This window comes from Pseudaminobacter salicylatoxidans, from assembly GCF_003148475.1.
In the GTDB taxonomy this organism is placed as follows: Bacteria; Pseudomonadota; Alphaproteobacteria; order Rhizobiales; family Rhizobiaceae; genus Pseudaminobacter; species Pseudaminobacter salicylatoxidans.
In genome coordinates, this window is the sequence record NZ_QGGG01000007.1 from 25,552 (window position 1) to 43,204 (window position 17,653).

General features: G+C 64.7%; 12 protein-coding genes. 1 reads left to right on the top strand and 11 read right to left on the bottom strand.

Features of this window, described 5'->3' with window-relative positions; translation table 11 throughout:
* Positions 1–5: 5 nt before the first annotated feature.
* From C7441_RS11125 to C7441_RS11145, 5 genes are all read right to left on the bottom strand, one after another.
* Positions 6–455, bottom strand: a complete 450-nt coding sequence (locus C7441_RS11125; RefSeq protein ID WP_109612934.1) for an RrF2 family transcriptional regulator — start codon at positions 453–455, stop codon at positions 6–8.
* Between the two features lie 187 nt (positions 456–642).
* Entirely contained in the window at positions 643–1,662 is a 1,020-nt protein-coding gene (locus tag C7441_RS11130) for a sulfate/molybdate ABC transporter ATP-binding protein (RefSeq protein ID WP_109612935.1), read from the bottom strand.
* Positions 1,659–2,573, bottom strand: a complete 915-nt coding sequence (gene cysW / locus C7441_RS11135) for a sulfate ABC transporter permease subunit CysW (protein WP_109612936.1) — start codon at positions 2,571–2,573, stop codon at positions 1,659–1,661. Before cysW (C7441_RS11135) ends, C7441_RS11130 begins: the two co-directional genes overlap by 4 nt.
* Before the next feature lie 3 nt (positions 2,574–2,576).
* Complete coding sequence (cysT, locus tag C7441_RS11140) at positions 2,577–3,398, bottom strand: sulfate ABC transporter permease subunit CysT (RefSeq protein WP_019171432.1); 822 nt, start codon at positions 3,396–3,398, stop codon at positions 2,577–2,579.
* Between the two features lie 78 nt (positions 3,399–3,476).
* A complete protein-coding gene (locus tag C7441_RS11145) occupies positions 3,477–4,463 on the bottom strand; it encodes a sulfate ABC transporter substrate-binding protein (protein WP_109612937.1) in 987 nt (328 codons plus the stop codon).
* A gap of 384 nt (positions 4,464–4,847) precedes the next feature.
* On the opposite strand from C7441_RS11145, the gene C7441_RS11150 reads away from it, so the two are divergent.
* Positions 4,848–5,408, top strand: a complete 561-nt coding sequence (locus tag C7441_RS11150) for an RBBP9/YdeN family alpha/beta hydrolase (RefSeq protein ID WP_109612938.1) — start codon at positions 4,848–4,850, stop codon at positions 5,406–5,408.
* A 170-nt stretch (positions 5,409–5,578) separates the two neighbouring features.
* Here the strand turns inward: C7441_RS11150 and C7441_RS11155 are convergent, their stop codons facing one another.
* The 6 genes from C7441_RS11155 to C7441_RS11185 form a co-directional block, all read right to left on the bottom strand.
* Positions 5,579–6,622 (bottom strand): sulfate/molybdate ABC transporter ATP-binding protein, encoded by a 1,044-nt coding sequence (locus tag C7441_RS11155; protein WP_109612939.1) that lies wholly within the window; start codon positions 6,620–6,622, stop codon positions 5,579–5,581.
* A 38-nt stretch (positions 6,623–6,660) separates the two neighbouring features.
* The gene (gene cysW, locus C7441_RS11160) at positions 6,661–7,551 is read right to left on the bottom strand and encodes a sulfate ABC transporter permease subunit CysW (protein ID WP_109612940.1); all 891 of its coding nucleotides are present in this window, start codon (positions 7,549–7,551) and stop codon (positions 6,661–6,663) included.
* Positions 7,544–8,395 carry a sulfate ABC transporter permease subunit CysT gene (gene cysT, locus C7441_RS11165; RefSeq protein ID WP_109612941.1) on the bottom strand — a complete coding sequence of 284 codons (852 nt, stop codon included), beginning with the start codon at positions 8,393–8,395 and terminating at the stop codon, positions 7,544–7,546. The genes cysW (C7441_RS11160) and cysT (C7441_RS11165) overlap by 8 nt, the downstream gene beginning before the upstream one ends.
* Positions 8,396–8,519: 124 nt before the next feature.
* Positions 8,520–9,548, bottom strand: a complete 1,029-nt coding sequence (locus tag C7441_RS11170; protein WP_019171437.1) for a sulfate ABC transporter substrate-binding protein — start codon at positions 9,546–9,548, stop codon at positions 8,520–8,522.
* 204 nt (positions 9,549–9,752) lie between these two features.
* Positions 9,753–11,798 (bottom strand): penicillin-binding protein 1C, encoded by a 2,046-nt coding sequence (pbpC, locus tag C7441_RS11175; RefSeq protein WP_425326581.1) that lies wholly within the window; start codon positions 11,796–11,798, stop codon positions 9,753–9,755.
* 265 nt (positions 11,799–12,063) lie between these two features.
* Entirely contained in the window at positions 12,064–17,550 is a 5,487-nt protein-coding gene (locus C7441_RS11185) for an alpha-2-macroglobulin family protein (protein WP_109612944.1), read from the bottom strand.
* Positions 17,551–17,653: the final 103 nt, after the last annotated feature.

A 17,653-nucleotide genomic window follows, 5' to 3' on the forward strand; every position in this document is an offset into this window, starting at 1 on the left:
AATTCTCAGACGCGATATCTGATGTTGCGCAGCATTACGTCATTGTCGGCGTCCTGCATGGAGGCAAGGCTGCGATTGTCCAGAACCTCGGCAATGGCCTGACGCACCTCCAGCATCATATGGCGCACCTCGCAGGTCGCCTCGTCGCAATCCTCGCAGCGCTGATACTGGGTCTGGCTGGCGCAGGAGATCGGCGCGAGGGGGCCGTCCAGCACGCGCACGACATGGCCGATCCTGATCTCGGAGGCGGGACGGGCGAGGCGATAGCCGCCGTCCTTGCCCTTGCGGCTCTGGACGAAACCCGCATTGCGCAGTTCGCCCAGAATGGCGTCCAGGAATTTTTTCGGGATGTTGTTGGCAACGGCGATATCGTTGACGAAGGCGAGCTGGCCAGACGGCAGACCTGACAGATGAATCAGGGCCTTGAGGCCGTATTTCCCTTTTTTAGTAAGCATACCCGTGAAAACTCACAGAAAATCCGCCTATGCCTGTGGCGAGCGTTTGTGTGCAAATGATGACCACACGCTCCCCGAAGGCGCGCATGCCTGCCTTAAGAGCCAGCGTCGGGATAGACAAGCGCAAACTCGTTGACGTTCCGTGACTTTTCGGTCGGATGGCGCAGATTCGCGCCTGAAAACCCCATCAGGCGGCGAAAACGCGTCCGCGGCGCACCGCCACATAGCCCTCGTCGCCGGCGCGGGCGCGAATTTCAGGCGCCACGTCAAGTTCCAGTGCGCCACCGTCTTTGGGCGCGACCAGCAGCCTTCTGCCACCGGGATGGTCGATGACGCGCAGGATCTTCGCCGCCACGCCGCTGCCTTCGACGGCCCAGTCGAGATCGCCGGGGCGCAGGAACACCTCCGCCCTCCCATCCGCCACGCCGGGGGCGGGCAGGGTGGCATCGCCGATGCGGGCCTCACCGTTCGCCACGGTCGCGGGCAGGCGGTTGGTGTCGCCAAGGAAGCTCATGACGAAGGGGGAGTTGGGCTCGCGGCACACCTCTTCCGGCGTGCCTTGCTGCACGATCTTGCCATCCTTCAGGATCACAACGCGGTCTGCGAGGTCCAGCGCCTCTTCCTGATCGTGGGTCACGAAAAGGGTGGTGATGCCGAGTTCGTCGTGGATTTCGCGCAGCCAGCGGCGCAGATCGCGGCGCACATTGGCGTCGAGCGCGCCGAAGGGTTCGTCGAGCAGCAGCACTTTCGGGTCCACGGCCAGCGCACGGGCGAGCGCCACGCGCTGGCGCTGGCCACCGGAAATCTGGGAGGGGAAGCGCTCGCCGAGGCCGTCGAGCTTTACCAGCCGCAGGAGGTCGGCCACGCGCGCGGCGATCTCCTGCTTGCCGCGCTTCACCTTCGACACCTTCATGCCGAAAGCGATGTTTTCGGCAACGGTCATGTGCGGGAACAGCGCGTAGTGCTGGAAGACGAAACCGACGCCGCGGTCGCGCACGGGAATGTCGGTGGCGTCTTCCGCGCCGAAATAGATCTTGCCGCTGTCGGCATATTCGAGACCTGCGACCATGCGCAGGATCGTCGTCTTGCCCGAGCCGGAGGGGCCGAGCAGCGCCACCAGTTCGCCGCTTTCGATCTCCAGCGACACGCCGTGCACCGCGCGGAACGTGTCGAAGGTCTTCACGACGGTGTCGAGACTGATTTTCACGTCGATTTCTCCGTAGCGAGTTTGGGAGCGGTCATGGCAGGCTGCGGCGTCGCCAGGGCAGGGTGGCGGCCGCCACGGCCCGCGCCCTGCCGCTCCAGCAGCACTTTGGCCACCAGCGTCACCACCGCCAACACGGCGAGGATCGAGGCGACCGCGAAGGCGCCGGCCGTCTGGTAGTCGTGATAGAGCAGTTCGATATGCAGCGGCATGGTGTTGGTCTGGCCGCGAATATTGCCCGACACCACTGAAACCGCGCCGAACTCGCCCATGACGCGGGCATTGCACAGCACCACGCCGTAGAGCAGCGCCCAGCGGATATTGGGCAGCGTGACCGAGAAGAAGGTGCGCCAGCCCGAGGCTCCGAGCGAGGTGGCGGCCTCCTCCAGATCGCGCCCTTGCGCCTGCATGAGCGGGATCAGTTCGCGGGCGACGAAGGGCGCGGTGACGAACATGGAGGCCAGCACGATACCGGGCAGGGCGAACAGGATCTTGATGTCGTGCGCCTGCAAGAGCGGGCCGAACAGCCCCTGCAGGCCGTAGACGAAGAGATAAGCCACGCCCGCGACGATGGGCGAAATCGAGAAAGGAATCTCGATCACGACCAGCAGCAGCCGGCGGCCCCAAAAGTCGAATTTTGTGATCGCCCAAGCGGCCGCGACGCCGAACGCAGTGTTGACCGGCACCGCGATCAGCGCCGTCACCACGGTGAGCATGATCGCGTGGCGGGTGTCGGCATCGCTGATTGCGGCGGCATAGACCGCCCAGCCTTGCGAGAAGGCTTCCATGCCGATGACGATCAGCGGCGCGACGATGAAGAATGCCGTCACCACCAGCACGGTTGCGATCAGTGCGCGGCGGAAGGCGGGCTGTTCGCCGATGCGCGGCGGTTTCCTGTCAGTGCTTGCGCTCATGTTTCAGGCCCTTTGCGTGTAGCGCAGCGCGCGTGCCTGCAAGAGATTGGTGACGGCAAGCATGACGAAGGCGGTGATCAGCAGCACCGAAGCGACGGCGGCGGCGGCCTGATAGTCATATTCCTCCAGCCGGATGAAGGTCAGGAGTGCCGTGATCTCGGTCTGGAACGGCTGGTTGCCGGCGATGAAGATGATCGCGCCGAATTCACCAAGGCTGCGCGCGAAGGCCAGCGACACTCCGGCCAGCAGGGCCGGCGTCAGGAGCGGCAGGACAACCTTGCGGAATATGATGCTGTCCGATCCACCGAGCGACTGGGCTGCCTCCTCCAGCGCCGGGTCGAGGTCTTCCAGCACCGGCTGCACGGTTCGCACGATGAAAGGCAGGCTGGTGAAGGCCATGGCGACCATGATGCCCAGCGGTGTGTAAGCCACCTGCACGCCGATGCCGGCGAGATAGGCGCCGAACCAGCCATTGGGCGCGAACAGCGCGGTCAGCGCGATACCGGCAACGGCGGTCGGCAGGGCGAAGGGCAGGTCCACCAGCGCATCGACGAAGCGGCGGCCGGGAAAACGGTAGCGCACCAGAACCCAGGCGAGCGCAACGCCGAAGATCAGGTTGAAGGCTGTGGCGCCAAGCGCGCACAGCACCGTGACCCGGTAGCTTGCCACCGAGCGGCCCGACGAAACGATGCGCCAGTAGTCGACGAAGCCGAGGCTCGCGGCCTTGTAGACCAGCGCGCCGAGCGGCAGCACGACAATGATCGACACATAGAGCAGCGTGAGCCCAAGCGTCAGATGCAGGCCCGGCAGGACACGTCGTTTCACAAGAAAGCTTTCCGGAACTATAGAATTGCAGGGATGGAAAGCCGATCGTACCGGCTTTCCATCGCGGATTTCATGTCGTCAGCGTTCGCCGTAGATCTGGTCGAGTAGCGCGCCGGAGGCGAAGTGCTCGGCCTGCACCTTGTCCCAGCCGCCGAATACGTCCTCGACCGTGACGAGACGCACATCCGGGAACTTGTCCTTGAACTCGGCCGCGACCTTCTCATCGCGCACGCGGTTGTTGTGCTCGGCCAGTATCTTCTGGCCTTCGGGCGTGTAGAGGAAGTCGAGATAGGTCTTCGCCAGATCGCGCGAGCCGCGCTTGTCGACCACCTTGTCGACAATGGCGACCGGGAATTCGGCGAGCAGGCTGACCGAAGGCGTGACCTGCTCGAACTTGTCCGCACCGAACTCCTTGCGGATGCCGGCGGTCTCGGATTCGAAGGTGATCAGCACGTCACCGATGCCGCGCTCCACAAAGGTGGTGGTGGCGGCGCGCCCACCGGTGTCGAACACCGGCACGTTGTTGAACAGCCTGGTGACGAATTCCTTCACCTTCTCCTCGTCGCCCTTGAAGGCTTCCAAAGCATAGGCGGTGGCGGCGAGGTAGGTGTAGCGGGCGTTGCCCGAGGTCTTCGGGTTCGGGAAGATCACCTTCACGTCGTCGCGGACCAGGTCGTTCCAGTCCTTGATGTTCTTCGGATTGCCGGCGCGCACCAGGAAGGAGGGCAGCGAATAGAAGGGCGAAGCCTGGTTGGCGAAGTCGTTCTTCCAGTCGTCGGAAACAAAGCCGTTCTTGACCAGGAAATCAATGTCGGTGATCTGATTGAAAGTCACCACATCGGCTTCCAGTCCCTCGACGATGGCGCGAGCCTGCTTGGAAGTGCCGGCATGCGACTGGTCGATGGTGACTTCCGGATGCTGGGCGACGAAGGCCTTGTTGACATCGACGAACAATTCGCGCGCCACGTCATAGGAGGCGTTGAGCAGCTTGTCGGCGGCAAGGGCGGAGGCGGGGGCGGCGAGCAGGCCGGCAATGGCCGCGCCGACGAGCAGGAAACGTCTCATTGGTCTCACTCCAGATTTGGAAAAATGCCCGGCTGGCGGGTATGTGCCGCCAAACTAGCGAATGGCCCTTCCGGCAGCGAGGAAGTGGCTACCCCCGCGATGCCGAAGCAAGGAAATGCTGATGCGTCGGGATCATCCCAATTGGAAAGTTATTCCAAATGGGCTGGAATCGATCGGGTGTGATCCGGAACAGGCGAGGTCCAGGCAAAATCATTTTGCGCAAAAACCGATTCCGCGCGGTTCCGAGGCGGAGCGGAAAGCTGTTCCGCACAGCGGGGAAAATGCGCAATCACGCGCCCTGCACCGGCGGAGGCGTTTTTCTAGAATGGGGTGTTTTCGGATCGGCAAATCCGATCTGCGATGCGGCAACCACAGGAGTGCAGCATGACCACCACCCTCATACTTCCCGGCTTCAATGGTTCCGGCGAGGACCATTGGCAGCGCCACTGGCTGGCGGACCATGACGATGCGGTCCTTGTCGGCCAGGAGCATTGGGGCGAGCCAGTGCTGGAGGATTGGCTTTACAATCTGGAAAGCGAACTGATTGCGCATCCGGGCGCCATTCTGGTGGCGCACAGCCTGGGCTGCATCCTTGCGGCCAACCTGGCGGGGCGTCCCGCGGCCGAGCATGTCGGCGGAGCGGTGCTGGTCGCACCCTGCGACATCGACGTGACCAATGTAAAGCATCCGGGCCTGATCGATTTCGGCGCCATGCCGCGCCGGCGGTTGCCTTTCCCGTCGATCCTCGTCGCCAGCCGCAACGACAGCTACATGGAATTCGACACAGCGCGCCAATATGCCGGCATCTGGGGCAGTGGGCTGGTCGATCTCGGCAATGCCGGCCATATCAACGTGGCGAGCGGCTTCGGCCGTTGGGAAGACGGCTACGCGTTGGCTTCGAATTTTCGGTTTGAGCGCGAGAGCGTCGTTTCCCGGGCGGCCTGACGCGTGACTGGCGACCTGTCCCGAGAGGTCGCCAGTGGCCTGAATTCAATCACGCTGACGCCGGCAGAGACTTTTCGTCCCGCCGTGCTGGTGGCCATGCTTCGGCGTAACCGCTGTCAAAGCTGGCGCAGATAGATCGGGCTGGCCCGGAACATCCGAAAGCACCTCTTTCACGCCTCCGCGGGAAACACCTTCCAGCGGCGCGGGCGGAAGGCGACGCGGCTTTTCTGCGCGGCCGGGTGTTCTATCGGCAGCTCGATTTCCACCATTTCGCGCGCACCGCCAATCTCCAGTTCCACGCGCCGCGTGCCGGCCACGCGGCGGCTGGCTGCGACCGTCCCCGCGATGCAGCCGCTGCATCCGTCGAGCAGTTCGATATCGTGCGGGCGGAAATAGAGCGTCGCCTTGCCGTCCGGCGCATCGGGCGCGGCAAGCCCGATAGGCCGGTCGGTGATCCAGAGCTGGCCGTCCTCGATCCTCACCGGCAATGAACTGGAGTCGCCGACGAAGCCATAGACAAAGGGCGAGTTGGGCGTATCGTAGACCTCATCGGCGGTGCCGACCTGTTCGATGCTGCCCTGGCTCATGACGACCACGCGGTCGGCCAGTTCCAGCGCCTCCTCCTGGTCGTGGGTCACGAAGACCGTGGTGTGGCCGGTGGCGTCGTGGATTTCGCGCAGCCAGCGGCGCAGTTCGCGCCGCACCTGTGCGTCGAGCGCGCCGAACGGCTCGTCGAGCAGCAGCACCTTGGGCTCGATTGCCATGGCGCGCGCCAGTGCCACGCGCTGGCGCTGGCCACCTGAAAGCTGCGCCGGGTAGCGTTTTTCCAGTCCCGAAAGCTGAACCAGATCAAGCAATTCCGAGGCGCGCCGGTGGATTTCAGCGTTGGTGGGGCGTGTTGCACCGGGGCGCACTTTCAGACCGAATCCGATATTTTCGGCCACCGTCATATGCCGGAACAACGCATAGTGCTGGAACACGAAGCCGACATTGCGCTCCTGAATGCTGCGATGCGAAGCGTCCTCGTCGCCGAAATAGATTTTTCCGCGCGTCGGCTTTTCCAGCCCGGCGATCAGGCGCAGCAGCGTCGTCTTGCCCGAGCCGGACGGCCCCAGCAGCGCGATCAACTCGCCCGACTTGATGTCGAGCGAGATGTCGTGAAGTGCCGCGAAGCGATCGAACTCCTTGCGCACATTGGCAACGCGAACTTCCATGAAATTACCCTCGTCTCTCGAATGCGCTCGCAGATTCTCTAATGTCCGCGGCTGGCGGCGATGGCGTGGCCGTAGCGGATTTCCAGTATGGTCTTGAGCACCAGCGTCAGCAGCGCCAGCCCCGCCAGCAGCGAGGCGACCGCAAAGGCGCCGACGGCGTTGTATTCGTTGTAAAGAATCTCGACATGCAGCGGCATCGTGTTGGTGAGGCCGCGTATGTGACCCGATACGACCGAAACCGCGCCGAACTCGCCCATGGCGCGCGCGTTGCACAGAAGCACGCCGTAGAGCAGGCCCCATTTGATGTTGGGCAGCGTTACATACCAGAAGGTCTGCCAGCCATTGGCGCCGAGCGAGAGCGCCGCTTCCTCGTCGCCGGTTCCCTGATCCTGCATCAGCGGGATCAACTCACGCGCCACGAAGGGGAAGGTGACGAAGATCGTGGCCAGCACGATGCCCGGCACCGCAAACAGGATTTCGATGCCATGGCTCTTCAGCCAGGGGCCGAGCAGGCTGTTGGCGCCGAAAAGCAGGACATAGACGAGACCCGAAATGACCGGCGAGACCGAGAAGGGCAGGTCGATCAGCGTCGTCAGGAAGGCCTTGCCCTTGAATTCGAACTTGGCGATCGCCCAGGCTGCGGCCACACCGAAGACGAGGTTGAGCGGCACGGCAATGGCCGCGACCAGAAGCGTCAGGCGGATCGCGGCGATGCTGTCCGGCTCCACGATCGCTTCCATGTAGGGAGCCCAGCCTCTCTTGAACGCCTCGGCGAAGACGAGGATCAGCGGCAGCAGCAGAAAGACGGCGATGAAGGCGAACACCACCGCCAGTACCGTCCAGCGGGTTGCCCGATTTTCGGTGACGGCCGATGCCGTGGTGCCCGTGTCGCGGGTGTCGGCCGCTGCGGTGAAGGACAGGTCAACCATAGCGCTTGCGGCTCCATGTCTGGATCAGGTTGATGACCAGCAGCATCAGGAAGGAGAGCGCCAGCATGATCGTGGCGATGCCGGTGGCGGCGGCGTAGCTGTATTCCTCCAGCCGGATGACGATCAGAAGCGGCGCGATTTCAGACACATAGGGCAGGTTGCCTGCGATGAAGATGACCGAGCCGTATTCGCCCACGCCGCGCGCGAAGGCGAGCGCGAAACCGGTGAGGATCGCAGGCGCAAGGCCGGGCAGCAGCACGCGCGAAATGGTCTGGAAGCGGCTGGCGCCGAGGGTGGCGGCGGCTTCCTCGACCTCCTTGTCGATCTCCTCGATGATGGGCTGCACGGTGCGCACCACGAAGGGCAGGCCGATGAAGATCAATGCGATGACGATGCCGAGCGGCGTATAGGCCACCTTGATGCCGAGCGGGGCAAGCAGGTTGCCGATCCAGCCCCGTGGCGCGTAGAGCGAGGTGAGTGCGATGCCCGCCACCGCCGTCGGCAGGGCAAAGGGCAGATCCACCATGGCGTCGATGACGCGTCGACCCGGAAAGCGGTAGCGCACCAGCGCCCACGCCACCAGCGTGCCGAACACGACATTGACGGCCGCCGCCGCGAGCGCGGTGCCGAAACTCACCTCCAGCGCTTTTACCGTGCGCCGGTCGGTGGCGATTGCCCAGAAATCGGACCATCCCAGCGCCGCCGTGTGCCAGACGAGGCCGGAAAGCGGGATGAGGATGATGAGCGTGAGATAGGTGAGCGTGAAGCCGAGCGTCAGTCCGAAACCCGGAATGACGCTCGTCTGCCTGAACCTCCACCCTGTTTCGGCTTGCGTCGTGGTCATGTGTTCCCGATCTTCGTCATACCGGCCACTTTTCGCGGCACTATCATAGCATGCCTGCCGGGGCGGATGACGCAGCTTGAAGAAGACGACGTCATTCGCCCCGGCAAGGTCGCTTGGGAGGCCGTTATTGGCCGGGCTTGTAGAGCTGGTCGAAGATGCCGCCGTCGCCGAAATGCTCAGGCTGGACCTTCTTCCAGCCACCGAAGATCGGATCGTCGATGGTGACGAGCTTGAGTTCGGGCAGCTTCTGCAGGTCTTCGGACGGCACCAGTTCCGGCTTGGACGGCCGGTAGTGGTGTTTCGCGGCGATGCGCTGGCCTTCCTCCGAATAAAGATATTCGAGATAGGCTTCGGCCACCTTGCGCGTGCCCTTGGCATCGACATTGCCGTCCACGACCGCGACCGGTGGCTCGGCGAGGATGGAGGAGGGCGGGATCACGATGTCGAACTGGTCCGCACCGAATTCATCGAGCGCCAGATAAGCCTCGTTTTCCCAGGCCAGTAGAACGTCGCCCAGTCCGCGCTCGGCAAAAGTCACGGTCGAGCCACGCGCGCCGGTGTCGAGCACCGGCACATGCTTGTAGAGGGTGCCGATATAGTCCTTGATCCTGGCCTCGTCGCCGCCATACTCCTTGTAAGCCCAGGCCCAGGCTGCGAGGTAGTTCCAGCGCGCCCCGCCCGAGGTCTTGGGGTTCGGCGTGATGATCTGGACATCGTCCTTCACCAGATCGCCCCAATCCTTGATGCCCTTTGGGTTGCCCTTGCGGACCAGGAAAATGATGGTCGAGGTGTAGGGCGAGGAGTTGTTGGGCAGCTTGCCGCGCCAGTCGGGCGCAATCTTCCTGGTCTTTTCGGCTATGGCGTCGATGTCGCTTTCCAACGCCAGCGTCACGACGTCCGCATCGAGACCGTCGATCACGGCGCGTGCCTGCTTGCCGGAGCCGCCATGCGAGGCGCGGATGGTGACGGTTTCGCCTGTCTCTGCCTTCCAGTGTTTTGCGAAGGCCTCGTTGTAGTCCTTGTAGAGTTCGCGGGTTGGGTCGTAGGAGACGTTGAGGATCGTCGTGTCGGCAAATGCGAAGCCGAGAATCCCGAACTGCACTGCACCGGCAAGGAGGCCGGCAAGAAGGAAACGCGGTCGAAATTGAGTCATGTCTGCCTCCATTGAACATCCATACTCTATCGACTTGGTAGAATTTGAACGCGCCGGTTCGTCCCAAATTTAGGGCGTCGGGCAATTTTTCGTCACTGCGGCCACGGCCAGGGCGAAATTATTTTCCCGGCGGGATGAACTCACCGCGCGTCATTGTGGTTCCGGCGTTGTCTGGCGGATGGTGTGGATCCGGGGAAATTCCCCTCACTCCACGAACACCTTCACACTCGCCGCGCGGCCAGCCGCGTCGATGACGGTCAGCGTCGAGTAGCCGGTGCCGTCCGGTTGCCAGGTTGCGGTGCGGCGGCGGGAAGGCTCTTCCAGCGGCTTGCCGTTGGCCAGCCAGCGGAAGGGAGCGCGGCCGCCTTGCAATTTCAGCACCAGCGGCGAGGCGGCACTGGATGCCGCAGCGAGGTCCACATGCGCGCCATCGGGGGGAAAGACGATCTGCGGCGCGGGTTCTGTCGCAGAGATCGCTAAGAGGCCATCGGCTGTCGTCGAGAAGCGCTGCAACGTTACCGGCAGGTCGGAACGGGCGGTGCGGAAAGCGCCCGCCGGCGCGCGCGGCAGCGGCACGGCGGCAAGGCCCGATCTGGCAAAAGCCTCGAACAGGATGGGCGCTGCGGAAACATAGCCCGAAAGGCCGGGCACAGAGCCGGCATCCGCGCGTCCGACCCAGACGCCCAGCACGTACCGGCCATCGTAGCCGACCGACCAGGCATCGCGATAGCCGTAAGAGGTGCCGGTCTTGTAGGCGATACCGCGCCGCGCGGCACCTTCCGGCGGCTTCACGCCCGACAAAATATCGGCGATCTGCCAGGTGGCGCGCTCTTCCAGCACCATGCCGCCACTATCGCGAATCGGCCCCGCCTCGGTGCCGTCGCGCAGGGTACGCGCCTTTCCGCCGTTGGCGAGGCCGGTATAGAGCTGCACGAGATTGCGCAGCGACAGGCCCACACCACCGAGACCGATGGCCAGTCCCGGCGCTTCCGCCTTGGGCAAGGCCGGTGTTACGCCTGCCTGCCGAAAACGCGCCAGCAGGCGGCTTGGCCCGACTGCGTCGAGCAGGCGCACCGCCGGCACGTTGAGCGACAGTTGCAGCGCCTGCCGCACGCTGACATCGCCCTGATAGCTCATGTCGAAATTGCGCGGGCGATAGCCGCCGAAATCGGCCGGCCGATCCTCGATCAGCGTTTCCTGCGCAATCAGGCCCTGTTCCATCGCCAGTCCGTAGATGAACGGTTTCAGCGTTGAGCCGGGCGAGCGCACCGCGCGGGTCATGTCGATCCAACCGGAGCGACTGCCGTCGAAATAGTCGGCCGAGCCGACCTCGCCGAGGATTTCGCCATTCAGGGAATCCGCAAGCACCATGGCGACGGAAATGCGCGGGCCGAGCCGGGCGGCAGCACTTGCGGCAACGGCTTCCAGCCCTTGCTGCACGCGCCTGCTCAAGGTCAGCTTGTGGCGGATTTCGGAAGGCGCTTTGCGCAGTGCAATGTCGGCGACATGCGGGGCCAGGGCGGGCAGGGCCAGGCGCGTGCCGGAAACGGGTTCGGCGGCGGCTCGATTGGCTTCGCGCTCGGTCAGCACGCTTGCGGTCACCATGCGCTTGAGCACGCGGTCGCGCGCGGCCTGCGCGCCTTCGCGGTTGCGGTCGGGCCGGCGGCGCTCGGGCAGTTGCGGCAGGGCAACCAGCAATGCCGCCTGCGAGACGGTGAGCCGGCGCGGCTCCTTGCCGAAATAGGCGAGGCTGGCGGCGCGCACGCCTTCAAGATTGCCGCCATAGGGCGCGAGCGTCAGATAGCGTTGAAGGATTTCGGTCTTGGACAGCCGCCGCTCGATTTGCAGGGCGCGCAACGTCTGCAACAGCTTGGAGCCGAAGCTGCGGCTTTCGCGCGGCTCGATCAGCCGCGCAAGCTGCATGGAAAGCGTGGAGCCGCCGGAAACGATGCGGCCATTGCCAGCAAACTGTTTTGCCGCGCGCAACAAAGCCAGCGGGTCGATGCCGCGATGGTCGAAGAAGCGCTTGTCCTCATAGGCGATCAGCATCTTCACGAATCGCGAATCGACCTCGTCGAGATGGGTGTCGAGCCGCCAATAGCCGTCTGGCGTCGCATAGGCGCGCAAAAGCGCGCCGTCGCGGTCCAGCACTTCCGTCGAGACGGCGAGCCGCGCCGGCAGCGGCGGGGGATAGGCGCGGTCGAGGGCGTAGAGAGCGCCGACCGCGATGGCGGCCAAGAAGATAACAATGGCGGCGGAGAGTGCGAGTTTGCGGAGGCGTGTCACGGCGCGCCTCCGCAATGCGGACGATAAAACCTGAGGGCTTCATCCGCGCCCTCTTCCCCCTCTGGCCTACCGTTCCCCACAAGGGGGGAGAGCAGCTGTCGCGACGGGTTTCGCCGATCACCGGCGTTGCAGGAAAGGTGGCAACGGCGAAGCTCCCCATCTTTTCCCTTGTGGGGGAAATGTCCGGCAGGCCAGAGGGGTGTAACTCCACGCATCGGCTTTGCACGCCTTACGGCGTTGCCACCTCCATCATGCCGGTCGAGGTGCGGGCCGAATATTGCGGCCGGTACATGTCTTCGACGCTCGCGGCCGGGTGTGCATAGAGACCCGGTGTCACGGCGCGCACGACATAGGCCAGCGTGATCGAGCTCGAATCCCCTGCCTGACGGTCGAAGGCGGCGACGAAACGGTCGTCGCGGAATTCGAGATGCGCGGGCTCCGTGCGCTCCAGCCAGTCGAAATTCGACAGATCGGCGCTGGACACCAGCCCCGGATTGTCGATCTCGAAGCCGGCGGGCAACAGGTCGGTCACCAGCACGCGCGCGGGCCAGTCGTTGAGTTCGTCGATCTTCAGCACGACCACGAAGCGCTCATTCTGCTGGACGCTGGTGATGTTGGCCTCCGAGCCATCGAGCGCATAGTAGGTGCGCTGGATGTTGAAGCCGTCGCCCCCGGCGGGCAGTGACTGCGCCGGCGCGGCAACCGCGGTGACGACCGCCTGAAGCGGGTCGTTGCCGGTGTTGGCCACGACGATCGGGTTGCTTTCCAGTTCGTTGCCGCTCACCTCCTGCGAATAGACGCCGCTATGTGCGGTGCCGTTGATGGTGAGCTGGATGGCATCGTTGTTGCTCCGCAGGGCGCGAGCGGCCAGCAACATCCAGGCCTGATCCTGAGTGCTGAGATAGGTGGTTGCCTTGCGCTCGGCGCTCACGAGATTGACGAGTTCCGGCACGACCTTCGGCGCGGGGCGGCTTTCGGCCGCGAGCGCCAGCATGGCCGCTCCGTCGCGCAGGCGCGAGCCATAGTCGGAGCGGGTGTAGTCGTGCTGCGTGTTGGCCCTGGCCAGCGAAAGTGCTGCCTGGAAGGTGGTTTCGGCCCGCTGCTGGTCGCCATAGAGCGCCAGGCTCGCGGCGAGTTGCGCAACGGCCATCGGGCTGGTGAAGGCTTCGAGCTGTGTGTCGGAATAATAGCGCAGGTCGCCGATGGAGGCTTTCTTGTTGCGGGCAAGCACATAGAGCGCATAGGCGATCTCGCTGCCTCTGCCTTGCAGGTCGGTATTGTAGGAAATGACGTTCTGCAGGTTGTCGAGCGCCTGTGAAAGCGCCTCGCGGGGCACCTCATAGTTCTTCTCGCGTGCCCGTGTCAGGAAGTCCGTGACGTAGGCATCGAGCCACAGATCGCCCGAACCCGGCCCCCACAGCCCGAAAGAGCCGCTGGAGGACTGGTTGCCCAGCACGCGATAGATCGCGTCCTGGATGCGCTTGCGCACGTCCGGATCGTCGCTCATGCCAGCACTTTGCGCCATCTCGCTGAGATAGAGCAGCGGCAGCGCCCGGCTGGTGGTCTGTTCCGCGCAGCCATAGGGGTAGTGGTCGAGCGACATCAGCAGCGATGGCACATCGAAGGCCGAAGCGCGCGACACGCCGACGCTGACGGAAGCGCCGTCGAGCAGGCTGGTGGCGGCGAGCAGCTGGCCGTCGACACGCAGGCTGCCGCCATTGGGCTTGAGGTCGACCACGGAGCGCGTCGTCACCGGCAGGTCGGCCGGGCGGATCGGCAGCGACAGGTTCTGCTCGACATCCACGCCGTTCGCGTCATTGGCGATGCGCACGGCAATCCGCGCATTGCCTGTCGTCTGCGCAGTGAGCGGGATCGCCAGCGACTGGCGCTTGCCGCCGGTCAGCGTCACATGGTCGGGCAGGGCGCCTGCATCGGTGACGAGATTTTCGCCGGTGACGATCGAAAGCCGGTAGTCGCCATCGGGCGCATCGGTGTTGGCGATGTCGAGGCGCAGGATCGCCTGATCGCCGGGGGCGAGGAAGCGCGGCAGGCCGGCGGTCAGCACGATCGGGTCGCGCACGATCACATCCGTCACCGCGTGGCCGACCGCCTCTTTCGTCCAGGCCACGGCCATCACGCGCACGGTGCCATTGAACTGCGGCAGGTCGAAATCGATGGTTGCCTTGCCTTCGCCGTCGAGCTGGACGGGGCCGGAGAACAGCGCCACCAGTTTTTCGGTGGGCGGACTGCCCTCGGTCGCCATGTTGCCGCCGTCGCCGCCGGTGCGCAGCCGGCCGGTGGTGCCGAGCGAGCCGTCGATCAGGCGGCCGTAGAGGTCGCGCAGTTCTATCCCGAGCTGGCGCTGGCCGAAGAACCAGTTTTCCGGGTCCGGCGCCTGATAGCGGGTGAGGTTGAGGATGCCGACGTCCACCGCCGCGACCATTACATAGGCCTCGCTTGCGGCTGATGCGCCGGTGACAGCGACGGGAATGGAAAGCGTGCGGCGCGGCTCGGTCTTTTCGGGCGGCGAGAGCGTGACGGCGAGCTTCTTCTCGCCCGGATCGATCTTCAGCCATTTCACGCCGATGGCGCGGGCGGGCATGCGCGTATCCTGCGCATCGCCCGGCCGGAAGAGCGTGGCGGTGACATAGGCGCCCGCGCCCCAGTCGTTGCCGACCGGAATATCCACGGCCGCGCCGCCTTCCGGTACGCTGGCGGTAAAGGTCTTCAGCAGCTTGTCCGCGCCCACCGTCACCAGCAGCTCGCCGGCGAAGCGCGGCGAAACCTGCAGCCTGGCCGTCTCGCCGGCGGCGTAACTGTCCTTGTCGAGGGCGATTTCCAGCCCGTCCGGCGTCTCGGTGGAGGTTGCCTCCACGAACCAGCCGGCATTGAATTCATAGCTGGTGGCCGGACCGGTCGGATTGTCGGTCTCGATTTCGAGACGATAGCGGCCCCAATCGACGGGAAGTGAAAGCGCGGCCTCCTTGTCGGCGGCGAGATCGATCCTGCCGTTGGCGACGGCGCGGGTCAGTGTGACCGGTTCGTAATTCCAGCTATTGCCGCTGCGATACCATTGATAATTGCGCTCGATCTTGACCAGCGACCACTGCGCGCCTTGCAGGGCTGCGCGTTCGCCGCTTGGGTTCGCGGCAATGATGCTGAATTTCGCGGTCGAGCCTTGCGGCACCTCGTCGCCGGAGAAATCCGGGCGGATGCCGATCATGCCGGCTTGCGGGCGGATGCCGATATCGAGCGCGCGCTCCACGGCGCGCCCGCCACTCTCGCGCATGCGCACGGTGACGGCGGCATTGAGCAGCCGCGTTGTGGAGGGCAACTGATCGAGGGCGACAGGGAAGGTGGCCTTGCCGTCGTCGCCCACCGGGGGCAAGGCGGCCAGGGGAATACGCGTGGCTTCGCCTTCCTGCTCGTCGGCCAATCCGAAGAAATAGCCCTTGAACTTGTCCCAGTCGCGTTTGGTTGAAACCGTCACTTCGCCTTCCAGTGCGAGGCCGGCAGCGGGAGCGCCGTAGAGGAAGCGGCCATCGACGGTGACATTGGCCGTTTCGCCGGCTGCGATCTCGCCGCGGTCGCTGGTCAGGTCGAATTCTATGCGGTCGGGAACGAAGTCCTCGACCAGGAACATCTGCGTGGCCACCGCCGGCTGCTTGGGGTCGGTGTGGATCGCGACGTTCCAGGTGCCGCGCATGGCGTTGACGGGCAGCGTCAGGTCCACCGCATGGCCGCCCGCCTTGGCGCCGTCCGAGATGATGCGCCGGTCCTCGACACCGTCGGGCCGGGTGAAGACGAAGGTGAGCGGCAGGTTTTCGACAGCCTTGGCGGTATCGTCGCGGGCAAGTGCTGCGACATGCACCTCCTCGCCGGCACGGTAGATGCCGCGCTCGGTCCAGGCATAGACGTCGAGCGCGCCGGGCGCGGCGCGGCCCGCCACGCCCCGGTCGGAGAGGTCGAAGCCGGCGCGGGTCATGTCGAGGAAGACGAAATCGTCGTCGCCCCGGCTCGCCATCAGCACGGCAGGCACCATTCCGCCGGTGCCGCGCGTGAGGCCCGGCGTGAAGGCGACACGGCCATCCGCGTCGGTCATGGCCTTGCCCAGAACTTCATTGTTGCGGGCCAGCAGCGTCAGCTCAACGCCGGCGAGCGGCCGGGCGGTGCCGAGCGAACGGGCAAACACGTTGAGCCCGTCCTGACCGGTATAGGTGGAAAGGCCGATATCTGAGACGACGAACCACTGGGTGGCCCTGGCCTGATAGGTCTCGCTGCGGTCGTTGACCGGCTGCGCGGTCAGCACATAGACGCCGGGCTTGCGTTCGGGCAGCGCCTCATCGACCGGGAAGCTGGTGGTGACTTCCTTGTTGAGTTCGTTGCCGGCGATTTCGATCTGGCCCTTCCAGACCGGCTCGCCCATCTGGTCGGAGATGTTGGAGAGGTCGTAGCCGTCGAGCTGGCGCAGGAACTGGTAGCCGGAGAGAAGCTGCGCCAGCGAGCGGTCGTTGATGCGGAACAGCTTGACGTCAGCGGCGTCCATATTGACGCTGACCAGCGGAATGCCCCGCCGCGCGGTGGCCGGCAGGACAAAACTGTCGCCGGTGAAGCGCACGGAAGGCGTGCGGTCCTGTACATAGACGGAAAGCGTCACCGGCGCGGCCAGCGCCTCGCCGATCGCCGCCGGCAGGCCGGCGCGGAAGGTGAGGCGATAGTGCCGGCCATGCTCCAGCCCCTCGACGCAGATCTGCTTGTCTTTCGCCTCGATGGCTTTGGGCGTGGCATCGTCCAGTTTCACGAAGGGTGTGTAATCGAGGCCGGTCTTGACCAGATCTTCGGAAAACTGGGCGCAGATGCGCGGCGAGGCGCTGTCATTGTCCACCGTATGTTCGACAATGCGGAAACCCTTGCGGGCCTTCAGATCCTCATAGTCCGCGCGCACGGAGGCCGAATTCTCGATCGCCAGGCTGGCTTCATAGGCTTGCAGGGCAGGGCGATAGAGTTCGCGCCTGTCGAGCGCGGCCGCCAGCAGGGCAAGCGCGTCTGCGCGGGCGGCTGCGGTGCGTGACGCCTGATAGCCGTTCCATGCGGCAGAGGTGCCATCGCGCTGGAGCTTCGCGTTTTCCTGGTCGTTGGCCGGCGCTGTGCCGAGGATGGAGCGGGCGAGGCTGATCCAGAGCGCGCTGTCATCCGGCGAAGTCGCCACCGCCATGGTGAACTTCTCCATCGCCGTGCGCGGATCGCCGTTTCGCATGGCGTCGTTGCCTGCGTCGGTCAGCGCGGCCAGCCCTTCCTCGCCGGTGGTGACATTGCCGAGATCGGCACGGAAGCGGCGGGCTTCATCGACCAGATTGGCGGCAAAGAAGGAAAGCTCGGGCGCTGCCCCGATGTCGGGCGCGCCGTCCTGCGTCACCACCTTGCCGGCAACCGCACCGGAGAAGGGCTTCAACTGGCTGAAGTCGGACTTCAGGAAGCACCACCTGGCCTTGGTGTTGTAGGTGAAGGCGTGGCAGGCGGAGTCACCGAGGCAGGTGCTCTTGCACTGATCGAGCGACAGGTTCTGCTCGGAGCGCAGGTCGAAGCCGAAGTAGTCGCTGTCGGGCGTGGTGACGATGGATCGGGCCTCGACGGCCAGCGCCGGTGCCGAGAGCGGCAGCAAAGCCAGGAAGAGGAATGCAAAAGCCGAATAAACACGAGCCGCGCGATTTGACATGGGGTTCCCCTTCGGTCGCTGCTGCATTTTCCGAATGTCCATGTGACCAAGCCGGGGGCATGCTTGTCAACGGACCGGCGTAGCCTTGTAGTCGCCGAGGATG

Bases quoted from the DNA above. Each gene is read 5' to 3' on its own strand.
- C7441_RS11170 (WP_019171437.1), bottom strand. From the start codon at position 9,548: ATGACTCAATTTCGACCGCGTTTCCTTCTTGCCGGCCTCCTTGCCGGT.
- C7441_RS11125 (WP_109612934.1), bottom strand. From the start codon at position 455: ATGCTTACTAAAAAAGGGAAATACGGCCTCAAGGCCCTGATTCATCTG.
- C7441_RS11155 (WP_109612939.1), bottom strand. From the start codon at position 6,622: ATGGAAGTTCGCGTTGCCAATGTGCGCAAGGAGTTCGATCGCTTCGCG.
- C7441_RS11150 (WP_109612938.1), top strand. From the start codon at position 4,848: ATGACCACCACCCTCATACTTCCCGGCTTCAATGGTTCCGGCGAGGAC.
- cysT (WP_109612941.1), bottom strand. From the start codon at position 8,395: ATGACCACGACGCAAGCCGAAACAGGGTGGAGGTTCAGGCAGACGAGC.
- cysW (WP_109612936.1), bottom strand. From the start codon at position 2,573: ATGAGCGCAAGCACTGACAGGAAACCGCCGCGCATCGGCGAACAGCCC.
- cysW (WP_109612940.1), bottom strand. From the start codon at position 7,551: ATGGTTGACCTGTCCTTCACCGCAGCGGCCGACACCCGCGACACGGGC.
- C7441_RS11145 (WP_109612937.1), bottom strand. From the start codon at position 4,463: ATGAGACGTTTCCTGCTCGTCGGCGCGGCCATTGCCGGCCTGCTCGCC.
- C7441_RS11185 (WP_109612944.1), bottom strand. From the start codon at position 17,550: ATGTCAAATCGCGCGGCTCGTGTTTATTCGGCTTTTGCATTCCTCTTC.